Origin of the sequence: Geobacillus sp. FSL K6-0789 (assembly GCF_038593135.1) — a bacterium.
Taxonomy (GTDB): Bacteria; Bacillota; Bacilli; order Bacillales; family Anoxybacillaceae; genus Geobacillus; species Geobacillus stearothermophilus.
In genome coordinates this window covers 1-12,623 of sequence record NZ_CP151966.1, presented here as the reverse complement: position 1 = coordinate 12,623, position 12,623 = coordinate 1, and the positions used below count along the sequence as shown (strand labels likewise).

General features: G+C 52.2%; 8 protein-coding genes, 2 tRNA genes and 1 rRNA gene. All 11 read right to left on the bottom strand.

Annotation, left to right across the window (positions count from 1 at the left end):
* Position 1: 1 nt before the first annotated feature.
* The 11 genes from NSQ51_RS00055 to dnaA all read right to left on the bottom strand — a co-directional run bounded on the left by NSQ51_RS00055 (position 2) and on the right by dnaA (position 12,623).
* Positions 2 to 77, bottom strand: a tRNA-Ala gene (locus NSQ51_RS00055).
* Between the two features lie 8 nt (positions 78 to 85).
* Positions 86 to 159 (bottom strand) — tRNA-Ile (locus tag NSQ51_RS00050).
* Positions 160 to 481: 322 nt separating this feature from the next.
* A 16S ribosomal RNA gene (locus NSQ51_RS00045) occupies positions 482 to 2,040 on the bottom strand.
* A 240-nt stretch (positions 2,041 to 2,280) separates the two neighbouring features.
* Positions 2,281 to 2,424, bottom strand: a complete 144-nt coding sequence (locus tag NSQ51_RS00040; protein WP_155734064.1) for a hypothetical protein — start codon at positions 2,422 to 2,424, stop codon at positions 2,281 to 2,283.
* Complete coding sequence (locus tag NSQ51_RS00035) at positions 2,405 to 3,481, bottom strand: HD-GYP domain-containing protein (protein ID WP_121649994.1); 1,077 nt, start codon at positions 3,479 to 3,481, stop codon at positions 2,405 to 2,407. Before NSQ51_RS00035 ends, NSQ51_RS00040 begins: the two co-directional genes overlap by 20 nt.
* A 346-nt stretch (positions 3,482 to 3,827) precedes the next feature.
* Positions 3,828 to 6,311: a DNA gyrase subunit A gene (gyrA, locus tag NSQ51_RS00030; protein ID WP_033014237.1), complete on the bottom strand. Its 2,484-nt coding sequence runs from the start codon at positions 6,309 to 6,311 to the stop codon at positions 3,828 to 3,830.
* A 153-nt stretch (positions 6,312 to 6,464) separates the two neighbouring features.
* Positions 6,465 to 8,381 carry a DNA topoisomerase (ATP-hydrolyzing) subunit B gene (gene gyrB, locus NSQ51_RS00025; protein ID WP_200899727.1) on the bottom strand — a complete coding sequence of 639 codons (1,917 nt, stop codon included), beginning with the start codon at positions 8,379 to 8,381 and terminating at the stop codon, positions 6,465 to 6,467.
* Between the two features lie 51 nt (positions 8,382 to 8,432).
* Positions 8,433 to 9,551 carry a DNA replication/repair protein RecF gene (recF, locus tag NSQ51_RS00020; RefSeq protein ID WP_033014239.1) on the bottom strand — a complete coding sequence of 373 codons (1,119 nt, stop codon included), beginning with the start codon at positions 9,549 to 9,551 and terminating at the stop codon, positions 8,433 to 8,435.
* A gap of 11 nt (positions 9,552 to 9,562) precedes the next feature.
* A complete protein-coding gene (yaaA, locus tag NSQ51_RS00015) occupies positions 9,563 to 9,784 on the bottom strand; it encodes a S4 domain-containing protein YaaA (protein WP_033011987.1) in 222 nt (73 codons plus the stop codon).
* Positions 9,785 to 9,965: 181 nt separating this feature from the next.
* A complete protein-coding gene (gene dnaN, locus NSQ51_RS00010) occupies positions 9,966 to 11,102 on the bottom strand; it encodes a DNA polymerase III subunit beta (protein ID WP_049624130.1) in 1,137 nt (378 codons plus the stop codon).
* Positions 11,103 to 11,273: 171 nt separating this feature from the next.
* Complete coding sequence (gene dnaA / locus NSQ51_RS00005) at positions 11,274 to 12,623, bottom strand: chromosomal replication initiator protein DnaA (RefSeq protein ID WP_033014241.1); 1,350 nt, start codon at positions 12,621 to 12,623, stop codon at positions 11,274 to 11,276.

Sequence of the window (12,623 nt, the reverse complement as noted above, 5' to 3'; positions counted from 1 at the left end):
GTGGTGGAGCCTATCGGGATCGAACCGATGACCTCCTGCGTGCAAAGCAGGCGCTCTCCCAGCTGAGCTAAGGCCCCGCAACCGATGGGCCTAAGTGGACTTGAACCACCGACCTCACGCTTATCAGGCGTGCGCTCTGACCAGCTGAGCTATAGGCCCATGGAGGGAAAGTTCCCTCAAAACTAAACAAAACGACAAGCGTCATTATAATCAAACCGATAGGTTTTGTCAAGAAATTCTGTCTAGCTCCGGCTCGCCGCCGCTCGGGGTCAAATAACCTTCGCCTTCCGGGTGCAAGCACCCTTGCAGGCGAAGAACATTTGCCCATCGCGGCGAAACGCTCGCCTCCGCTTTTCGTACTGTCTAGCTCCGGCCGCCATCGGCTCGCGACGCTTCGGTCCTGCTGCGGCGGCAACAGCCTCCTCGCAGGCCCTCCAGCGCGTTTCGCCGATAGGCGGGCGGCCTTCGCTTTTCCCCTTAGAAAGGAGGTGATCCAGCCGCACCTTCCGGTACGGCTACCTTGTTACGACTTCACCCCAATCACTTGCCCCACCTTCGGCGGCTGGCTCCCTTGCGGGTTACCTCACCGACTTCGGGTGTTGCAAGCTCTCGTGGTGTGACGGGCGGTGTGTACAAGGCCCGGGAACGTATTCACCGCGGCATGCTGATCCGCGATTACTAGCGATTCCGGCTTCATGCAGGCGAGTTGCAGCCTGCAATCCGAACTGAGAGCGGCTTTTTGGGATTCGCTCCCCCTCGCGGGTTCGCAGCCCTTTGTACCGCCCATTGTAGCACGTGTGTAGCCCAGGTCATAAGGGGCATGATGATTTGACGTCATCCCCACCTTCCTCCGACTTGTCGCCGGCAGTCCCTCTAGAGTGCCCAACCGAATGCTGGCAACTAGAGGCGAGGGTTGCGCTCGTTGCGGGACTTAACCCAACATCTCACGACACGAGCTGACGACAACCATGCACCACCTGTCACCCTGTCCCCCCGAAGGGGGAACGCCCAATCTCTTGGGTTGTCAGGGGATGTCAAGACCTGGTAAGGTTCTTCGCGTTGCTTCGAATTAAACCACATGCTCCACCGCTTGTGCGGGCCCCCGTCAATTCCTTTGAGTTTCAGCCTTGCGGCCGTACTCCCCAGGCGGAGTGCTTATCGCGTTAGCTGCAGCACTAAAGGGTGTGACCCCTCTAACACTTAGCACTCATCGTTTACGGCGTGGACTACCAGGGTATCTAATCCTGTTTGCTCCCCACGCTTTCGCGCCTCAGCGTCAGGTGCAGGCCAGAGAGCCGCCTTCGCCACTGGTGTTCCTCCACATCTCTACGCATTTCACCGCTACACGTGGAATTCCGCTCTCCTCTCCTGCCCTCAAGTCCCCCAGTTTCCAATGACCCTCCACGGTTGAGCCGTGGGCTTTCACATCAGACTTAAGAGACCGCCTGCGCGCGCTTTACGCCCAATAATTCCGGACAACGCTCGCCCCCTACGTATTACCGCGGCTGCTGGCACGTAGTTAGCCGGGGCTTTCTCGTGAGGTACCGTCACCGCGCCGCCCTCTTCGAACGGCGCTCCTTCGTCCCTCACAACAGAGCTTTACGACCCGAAGGCCTTCTTCGCTCACGCGGCGTCGCTCCGTCAGGCTTTCGCCCATTGCGGAAGATTCCCTACTGCTGCCTCCCGTAGGAGTCTGGGCCGTGTCTCAGTCCCAGTGTGGCCGGTCACCCTCTCAGGCCGGCTACGCATCGTCGCCTTGGTGAGCCGTTACCTCACCAACTAGCTAATGCGCCGCGGGCCCATCCGCAAGTGACAGCCCAAAGGCCGCCTTTCAACCGAAGACCATGCGGTCTTCGGTGTTATCCGGTATTAGCTCCGGTTTCCCGGAGTTATCCCGGTCTTGCGGGCAGGTTGCCCACGTGTTACTCACCCGTCCGCCGCTGACCGAATCAAGGCAAGCCCCAATCCGGTCCGCTCGACTTGCATGTATTAGGCACGCCGCCAGCGTTCGTCCTGAGCCAGGATCAAACTCTCCAAAGAAAGTTGATTGACTTTTGCTTCGGCCAATGCAGCCGAAGTTTTTTTCATGACGCTTGCGTTTTGTTTAGTTTTCAAGGAGCTTGATCTTTACTTTAATGATGACAGCTATTACATAATAACTGATGGGCGATGAAAAGTCAATAGTTTTTTTATTTCGTTGTTGCCGGCGCAAGCAAAGTTTATTGTATCATGTTGATGTTGTTTATGCAACGGTATTTTTTGGACGGTTGGCAATTTAATTCAAAAAACAATGCGAAATGCGTTATTCTCAAGCTGAGAAACCTGCTGAAATCCGCTTCCTCTTTCGGCAATGAACAACAGCAGCAAGAGAAAATGATTGTTTTTCACCGGCCTTTTCGGTCGACTATTCATCCATTGGTGCACGCAAAACCTCCTCAATATATATATCATGTTGAGTGCTTAACAGAAGCAATCGTCCCGTCCTCGCTGCTTTGACAACCGGCCGGGTTGGCTCGTCTGGCTGAATCGACATGACTTCGGCTGTCTCACCGTTGGATAGTTTGACGACGGCTCCTGTTTGCAGGCCGACGAGACGGTTCAACAGTACAGCGACGGCGTCTGCGCTCAATCTGCCGGCTTGCTGCCGCAACATCGTTTCAATGGCCCGAAGCGGCGGTTGTTTGCGCCGATACAAGCGCTCTGACGTCATGGCGTGGTACACATCCGCTGTTGCGACGAGTTGGCTGTAGGGGTGAATTTTTTTCGCTTTTAACTTGAGCGGATAGCCGCTGCCGTCGTTTCGCTCATGATGTTGCAAAACGGCTAGCTTCGCTCCATGGCTTAACGCTGTGATCTTCTGCACCATGCGGTAGCCGAGAATCGGATGTTGCTTCACTTCGTGGAACTCCACTTCAGTGAGCGCCGACGGCTTCGTTAAAATTTGTTTGCTCATTTTTGCCATGCCGCAGTCGGACAAGACGCCGGCTAAAACGACTTGGTGGCATTCCCCGCGGCTATACCCGAGCTCCATGGCTAAAAAGCCGGCGAGCAATCCTACACTGACGGCGTGATGATATAAATATTCCTCTTTTGTCGCATAATGGTGCAACGCAAGCAATTCCCGCTTGCAGCCTGTCATGTGTTCAAAAAGGGGAATGACAGCTTCCCTTATTTCATTGATGTCGACCGGCAAGCCGGACCGCCAAGATTGAAACCATGTCTTGTATTGGCGGACGGTCTCTAAATATAAAGAGAGCGACCGTTGATCCTCCGCCGCGGCCGAATCCCCCGGCGAAAATGGTTCGCCGTTTGCGAGAAACGGCTCAATCTCCACTTCCTCTACAAGAAATTTTTCAAGCACTTGCAACAACGGTGTTGTAATAATAGTGTTTTTTGTCATAATCGGCCGTTTCGTTTTGCCGATTACATCTTCAGCAAGCACACAGCCTTCGCGAAGCTGGGAGCGCTTCACGCGAACCATCCATGTAGCCCCCCGTCTTTTTGTTTTTATCGTAGCACGATTTATATAGATGCAATTTAAAGCTTTAACATTTTTCGTTTTGACCGGTCATTTCATCCAACTGTCCGTCACGCCTTAGCGTGACGGAGGCAAGCCTACGGCTTGCCTTCGACAGTCAAAAATGGATGAGCCACTTTTCCTTCAAGGATATGTTAAACGATTTCGTTGCATCTATTATAGGCTGCAATAACAGCACTTTCGCAATCGGAAAGCCCAATAAGCGCGTTTCGCTTTCCGATTCGCCGTAAAAACAGACGCACGCATTTTCAAACGAAAGGACGCCCCGCACCTGCAGGCGGAACGCCATTCAATTAAGCGGGATGCCCTTCTTCCTCTCTCTCTCTTCTTTTTCTTCCTCTGGCACTTTGGCAACTGTCGCTACACACTCATGTTCGTCTTCGTCCGAGAGGCGAATGAGCTTGACGCCTTGGGCAATTCTCCCTGTCCTGGAAATATCGCTGACAGCAATGCGGATCAGCACGCCGCCTGTCGTAATGACCATTAAATCTTCATTGCCGACGACTGTTGTCACTGCAACAACAGGACCGTTCCGTTCCGTGACATTGCATGTTTTCAACCCTTTTCCGCCCCGGCTTTGCACGCGATACTCCGAAGCTGGGGTACGTTTGCCGAACCCTTTTTTCGTCACAACAAGAACATCATGATGGTCTTCCAAGATTTCCATGCCAACGACTTCATCGCCGTCATCGAGTGAGATGGCCTTGACTCCCGTCGCACTGCGGCCCATTGTCCGCACATCCGTTTCTGGAAAACGGATGAGCATTCCTCTTTTCGTGCCGATAATCAAATGTTTTTTACCGTCCGTCAACTTGACGGAAATCAGCTCATCCCCCTCGCGCAAGTGAATGGCGATGAGCCCATTGTTGCGGATGTGGGCGAAAGCTGAGAGCGGAGAGCGCTTGGCGATCCCTTGCTTTGTCGCAAACACGAGATAAAGCTCATTATCAAACTCATTTTCAATGGGAATCATGGCGTTGATCCATTCATCCTTGTCGAGCTCAAGCAAGTTGATGATCGGCAACCCTTTGGCGGTGCGTCCGAATTCCGGAATTTCATAGCCTTTCGCCTGGTATACTTTACCTTTATTTGTAAAAAACAGCACGTTGTCATGAGTAGAAGTGACGAGCAAATGTTCGACAAAATCATCCTCGGCTGTATGCATGCCTTGCACGCCCCGGCCGCCGCGTTTCTGGCTTCGATACGTCGATAACGGCAGGCGCTTAATATATCCTTTATGAGTGAGCGTAATGACGACATGTTCGTGCGGGATTAAGTCTTCGTCGTCAAACTGTTCGACAGCCCCCGCAATGATCTCTGTGCGCCGCTCGTCGTTAAACCGCTCTTTGATTTCGGCCAGCTCATCGCGAATGATCTGCAATACTTTCTCTTCGTCAGCCAACACTGCTTTCAACTCAGCGATGAGGCGGAGAAGCTCTTGATACTCCTGTTCAATTTTTTCCCGCTCGAGGCCGGTCAGCCGTTGCAGGCGCATATCTAGGATCGCCTGCGCCTGCCGTTCGCTGAGCGAAAACCGCTCCATCAACCCTTCGCGCGCTATTTCTGTCGTTCGCGAACGACGGATGAGATCGATCACTTCATCCAAATGGTCAAGGGCAATGCGCAAGCCTTCAAGAATATGGGCGCGCGCTTCAGCCTTTTTCAGCTCAAAGGCAGTTCGCCGGCGGATGACCGTTTTCTGGTGGTTCAAATAGTGCTCCAAACATTCTTTTAAGTTCAACACTTTCGGCTCGCCATCCACCAAGGCGAGCATGTTGATTCCAAAACTCGTCTGCAAGGCGGTATGTTTGTATAAGTTGTTTAACACGACCTTCGCATTCGCATCGCGCCGCACTTCAATAACGATGCGCATTCCGCTCCGGTCCGATTCATCGCGCAAATCGGTGATGCCGTCGATTTTTCTCTCGCGCACCAATTCGGCGATCCGTTCAATCAGCTTTGCTTTGTTCACTTGATAGGGGAGTTCGCTTACAATAATCGTTTCCTTGCCATTGGCATGCTGCTCAATTTCAGCCTTGGCGCGCAACGTAATGGATCCCCGTCCCGTTTCGTACGCCTTGCGGATGCCGCTGCGGCCGATGATTTGCCCGGCCGTCGGGAAATCCGGACCAGGAATGTATTCCATCAAGTCGGCAACGGTCATCTCCGGGTTTCGGCTTAACGCCAACAGCGCATCGATGACCTCGCCAAGCTGATGCGGAGGGATGTTCGTCGCCATCCCAACGGCAATGCCTGACGAACCATTGACAAGCAAGTTTGGAAACCGTGACGGCAGCACAACCGGTTCTTTTTCTGAACCGTCGTAGTTATCTTGGTAATCGATCGTGTCTTTATTGATGTCGCGCAACAGCTCCATGGCGATTTTCGACATGCGGGCTTCCGTGTAACGCATGGCCGCTGCTGCATCGCCGTCGATCGACCCGAAGTTGCCGTGCCCGTCAACGAGCATGTACCGGTAGTTGAAGTCTTGCGCCATGCGCACCATCGTATCATACACGGCGGCGTCGCCGTGCGGGTGGTATTTCCCGATCACTTCGCCGACGATGCGGGCTGACTTTTTATACGGTTTATCAGCGGTCATGCCGAGGTCATGCATGGCATATAAAATGCGGCGGTGCACCGGTTTCAGCCCATCGCGCACATCCGGCAAGGCGCGGGAAACGATGACACTCATGGCGTAGTCAAGGAACGACGAGCGCATTTCCTGGCTGATATTGACTTCGCGAATGCGCGATTGTTCATGTTCTGCCATTCATATAAACCTCCCTTTTGAGCCTTCTTCGGCCCGGTCTGCCTTTACAGGGAGCAGACATAGGCGGACGGCGGGCGCCGCTTCGTTTGCGCCCCGGTTGGCCCCGTCGGCAAAAAGAAGCGAGGAGGGCGGCCCCATCCCTCTCTTTTCATCCTAAATGTCCAAGTTTTTCACATAACGGGCGTTTTCTTCGATAAATTGGCGGCGTGGCTCGACTTTGTCGCCCATTAAAATTTCAAACGTTTCATCTGCGTCAATGGCATCTTGCAAACTGACTTGAAGCAATGTTCGCTTTTCCGGGTTCATCGTCGTCTCCCAAAGTTGCTCTGGGTTCATCTCGCCCAACCCTTTGTAGCGTTGGATTGTCGGCTTCGGTTGTTCCGGCAGCTCAGCAAGAATTTTTTCGAGCTGGCGGTCGTTGTAAGCGTAGCGCACTTGTTTTCCTTGTTCGATTTTATAAAGGGGCGGTTGGGCGATGTACACATAGCCGTGCTCGATAAATTGACGCATGTAGCGATAAAAGAATGTCAAAAGAAGCGTGCGGATATGAGCGCCGTCGACGTCCGCATCGGTCATAATGATGACTTTATGATAACGCGCCTTTGAGATGTCGAACTCTTCGCCAATGCCGGTGCCAAGAGCGGTGATGATCGCCCGCACTTCGTTGTTGGACAAGATTTTGTCGATTCTTGCCTTCTCAACGTTGAGAATTTTCCCACGCAACGGCAAAATTGCCTGGAAATGGCGGTCGCGCCCTTGTTTCGCTGAACCGCCCGCCGAATCCCCCTCCACGATATACAGCTCGCTGATCGACGGATCTCTTGACGAGCAGTCGGCAAGTTTGCCCGGCAAATTGGAGACTTCAAGCGCGCTTTTGCGCCGCGTCAGTTCGCGCGCCTTTTTGGCCGCTAGGCGGGCGCGGGCGGCCATCATCCCTTTTTCGACAATTTTTCGGGCAATGGTCGGGTGTTCGAGCAAAAACGTTTCAAATTGTTCAGAAAAGACAGCGTCCGTCACCGTGCGCGCATCGCTGTTGCCGAGCTTTGTTTTCGTCTGCCCCTCAAATTGCGGGGAGGGGTGTTTGATTGACACAATGGCCGTCAGCCCTTCCCGCACATCTTCCCCCGTCAAATTGGCATCATTGTCCTTGAAAATTTGCTGTTTGCGGGCGTAGTCATTGATGATGCGCGTCAACGCCATTTTAAAGCCGGATTCATGCGTGCCGCCTTCGTGCGTATGGATATTATTCACGAATGAATAAATGTTGCTCGTATAGCCGTCGTTGTACTGCAAGGCGATTTCGACAGCGATGCCGTCGCGCTCGCCGGCAATGTAAATCGGCTCTTCGTGCAACACTTCCCGCGTCCGATTCAAATGGCGGACGTAAGAGCGGATGCCGCCTTCATAAAAGTATTCACTTTTCCGGTTGTCAACCCGTTCATCCGTCAAGGTGATTTTCAAGCCGCGGTTCAAAAAGGCGAGCTCGCGCAGCCGGGCGGCCAACGTTTCGTAATCAAACTCGGTCGTTTCTGTAAAAATTTCCGGATCCGGCTTAAAGCGGGTCGTCGTCCCGGTTCGGTCCGTCTCGCCGATGACTTGCAGATCGGTGCACGGATTGCCCCGCTCGTATTTTTGATAATGGATTTTCCCATCTCGGTATACGTAAACTTCCAGCCATTCCGACAAGGCGTTGACGACCGAGGCGCCGACGCCGTGCAAGCCGCCGGATACTTTATAACCGCCGCCGCCGAACTTCCCGCCGGCGTGCAGAACGGTCATGATGACCTCAACAGCCGGCCGTCCGGTTGCCTCATGCACATCGACTGGAATGCCGCGCCCGTTGTCAGCGACCGTGATGCTGTTATCCTTTCCGATCGTCACATGAATTTCCGTGCAATAGCCGGCTAATGCTTCGTCAATGCTGTTGTCGACGATTTCCCAAACGAGGTGGTGCAGCCCTTTAGGCCCCGTCGAGCCGATGTACATCCCCGGGCGCTTTCGAACTGCTTCAAGGCCTTCGAGCACTTGGATTTGGCTCGCGTCGTACGCTCGCTCAACCCGTTGTTCCATTGTCATGCCAGATCACCTACGCTTTCTTTGCAAACGTTCAACGTTTTGCGGTCAAGAAGGAGCAGCTACCGAACCGGAGTGGACTCGATAAATAGCCGCTTCTTGAATGATATCGTGCTTAATGCCGTCAATGCTCGTTGTGGTCACGAAAGTTTGCACTTTTTTTCGGATCGCATCTAAGAGGTGGGTTTGCCGAAAGTCATCAAGTTCGGACAGCACATCATCGAGCAACAAAATGGGGTAATCACCTAACTCGGAAAAGATGAGCTCAATTTCCGCCAGTTTCACCGCCAGCGCGGTTGTGCGCTGTTGCCCTTGGGAACCGAACGTTTGGACGTTTTTTCCGTTGACGATAAACGCGATGTCATCGCGATGCGGGCCGGCAAGCGTCGTTCCCCGCTCGATTTCCCGTTTTCGCAAGGAAGCGAACGTTTCGCAGTATGCTTCTACTATTCTCGACAATTCTGCCTTTTCTGATACGTCGACCGACGGTTCATACCGAATGCCGAGTTGTTCAGCTCCGCGGCTGATTTCACGGTGGATCGGCATCGCCCACTGCTCAAGCAGCGATAAAAACTGGCGGCGCCGCAACGTAATCTTCGCCGCCAGCACGGCGAGCTGTTCGGTTAATACGTCAAGCACCGCCTCGCCGCCCCTCTCGCGCGTCTGCATCATCTTCAAGCAGTGGTTGCGCTGCTGCAACAGTTTTTGGTATTGCCCCAAATCATGTATATAAACGGGGGATACTTGTCCGATTTCCATATCGATAAACCGCCGCCGCACTTGCGGACTTCCTTTGACCAGATTCAAGTCTTCCGGAGCGAACATGACGACATTTAACTGCCCGACATATTGGCTGAGCCGTCGCTGCTCAATATGGTTGCATCTCGCTTTTTTCCCTTTTTTTGAGATAAGCAGTTCAAGGGCAAGAGAACCGCTTCGTTTTTCCGCTCTTCCTTCTATTTTAGCATACTCTTCATTCCAACGGATAAGGTCTTTATCGTTCGATGTGCGGTGCGATTTCGCCATGGCCAATACATAAATGGCCTCCATCATATTTGTCTTCCCTTGGGCATTTTCCCCGAGAATGACGTTGACGCCTTGGCTGAAATTCACCATTTCATGTTCGTAGTTGCGGTAGTTCGTTAACACTAAGTCGGTTAAAAACACCCGATCTTCACCTACTCTGCCCGTACAACGACAAACGTGCCGATTTGCTCCACATCCACCCGGTCGCCGTCTTTTAACTTCCGCCCGCGCCGGGTCTCTCTTTCGCCATTGACGAGCACGTTGTATTCCTGCAAAAACCATTTCGCAGCGCCGCCTGTATCAATTAACTGCACAAGCTTCAACAGCTGTCCTAACGTGATCGTTTCCGTTTTAATCGTCACCGTTTGTTCCATCCGTTCAGCGCTCGCTTTCCTCTAAGTCGCCTATTCCTTTATTTTATCGAAAACATCGCCCGCCCGCAAAGAAAGCCGATGAAGAGAATGGGACGCAATTGTCCCCATCCTCTCCATCGGAGGCATTGCGAAAAGGACGGCGTCCATGACTAGATCGCCTTTTATGCGTTTCCGACATACATCAATATGTTCTTACCGGCAAAATGAGCTGCAGCATCGAGTCGGTGTAAAGCGGACGCAGCACGAACGGGCGCATTGCCCCGGTGAAACTGATTTGAATATCGGTGCCATCAAGGGCCCGGAGTGCATCCATCATATATTTTGCGCTGAACGAGATGTTTAACTCTTCCCCTTCAAGTGATTCGGTCTGCAACTGTTCCGTCACTTTCCCGATTTCTGGAGAAACCGAGGAAATTTCCAACAGCCCTCCCGGGAGCGTCGTCAGTTTCACGACATTGTTTCTCCCTTCCCTTGCAAGCAGTGATGCCCGGTCAATCGCTTGCAAAAACTCTTTCGCATTGACGGTCATCGTTGTTTTGCTTTCTGTCGGAATCAGGCGGGCTGTTTCCGGATAGTTTCCGTCAAGCAGCCGGGAAAAGAAAAGAAGATGTTCCGCTTTAAACAACACTTGGTTGGCCGTTATGACAATATCAACCGGAGCGCTGCCGTCGTCCAAAATTTTGCTCAGCTCGTTTAGACTTTTCCCCGGAATGACGACGTTGTACGACACAGCATGTCCTGCTTCAATTTTTACCTTTCGCATCGCCAAACGATGGCTGTCTGTCGCCGTGCAGACGAGTTCGTTATTCTCCACTTTCCAGTTGACACCTGTCAAGATGGGGCGCGTTTCCGATGTTGAAACAGCAAAAACAGTTTGTCGGATGATTGTCTTCAATAGATCAGCCGGAATTTGAAAGACGTTTTCTTCCTCAATTTGCGGCAACCGCGGATATTCGTCGGCATTTAAGCCATTGAGACGGAATTCCGAGTGGCCTGAGCGGATGACAGTCAAAAAGTTGTCTTCCGTCTCGATCTCGACAGTTTGCTGCGGCAGCTTTTTGACAATTTCAGCAAAAAAGCGAGCTTGCAGCACGATGCTTCCCGGCCTTTTGACATCAACGAGCAGCCGACCTTCTTTTTCAAGCGGAATGAACGACTCGATCGAAATATCGGAGTCGCTGCCTGTCAATGTCACCCCAAGGGCCGTCGCTGTCAGTTTAATCCCTGTCAAAATCGGAATCGTCGTTCTCGTCGATACAGCTTTCATCACATCTTGGACACTTCTTGTCAGCGCTTCACGGTCAATCGAGATGTTCACTTGCTGTTCCTCCTCGTTTTAATGGTGATCGGAAATAAATTATAAAAATATAAAAAATAAAAACCGTAGTACTAGTAGTATGGCTTGTTGGTATGTGGATAACCAAGAAAAGCGAAGTAAGCACAGCTTGCCCACATGTGGATAAGCTGTGCGTAAGACGGCGGCGGTTATTCACAGTTGCTTCAGCTTTTCTTGGATTTCTTTCACATGTTTCTGCAGCTGCGTGTCGGTTTGCAAAAGCTTTGATATTTTTTCATGGGCGTGGATGACCGTCGTATGATCGCGGCCGCCAAATTCGTCGCCGATTTTCGGCAGCGAACAGTCGGTCAGTTCGCGGGAGAGATACATGGCGATTTGCCGGGGGAACGCGACCGATTTTGTCCGTTTTTTTGCCTTAAAGTCTTCAAGCTTAATATTGAAATGCTGTCCAACAACGCGCTGAATGTCTTGGATCGTGATCACTTTGGGCTTCGCGCTCGGAATGATATCCTTCAATGCTTCCGCTGCCAGGTCAGCCGTGATTTCTTTATTGATAAGCGATGAGTAGGCGACGACGCGGATGAGGGCGCCTTCGAGCTCACGGATGTTCGAATCGATTTGATTGGCGATATAAAGCATCACTTCGTTCGGAATGTCAAACCCTTCCGCTTTCGCTTTTTTTCGGAGGATGGCGATCCGCGTTTCCAAATCAGGCGGCGTGATGTCGGTGATCAGCCCCCATTCAAAGCGCGAACGCAAGCGGTCTTCAAGCGTCGGGATTTCTTTAGGCGGCCGGTCGCTTGAAATGACGATTTGCTTGCTTTCCTCGTGCAGCGTGTTAAACGTATGGAAAAATTCCTCCTGCGTTTGTTCTTTTCCAGCCAAGAACTGAATATCATCGATTAGCAGAACGTCAACGTTTCGATACTTGTTGCGAAAATCGTCCGGGCGGTTGTCGCGAATGGCGTTAATAAACTCGTTTGTAAACTTTTCTGAAGATAAATAGACAACTTTCGCGGACGGGTTATGTTCAATGACGTAATGGCCGATCGCGTGCATCAAATGCGTTTTTCCAAGTCCGACTCCGCCGTAAATGAAAAGCGGGTTGTACGCCTTGGCCGGGGCTTCGGCGACCGCGAGTGATGCAGCATGGGCGAACCGGTTGCCGGAGCCGATGACAAACGTGTCGAATGTATATTTCGGATTTAACATGCTTTGCGGGAAATCATTCGCTTCCTCGTACTGCTTCCGCTGTTTTTTGGCCGGTTGAAACTCGAGTTCTTCGTCAGCCTGGTTTGGCGGAATGATAAATTTGACGGCCAGCTCTTCGCCGGTAATGGCGTAGATCGTTTCCCCAATTAAATGGGAATAGCGGGAATCAAGCCAGTCTCTAGCAAACTCGTTCGGGGCTACGATGACGAGCGTGTCACCACGCAAAGAGTGGGCTTTCGTTGACTTGAGCCAAGTCTCAAAGCTCGGCTTGCTGATTTTCCGTTCAATTTCCTGAAGCACGCGATCCCATAAATCATGGATATTTTCCAC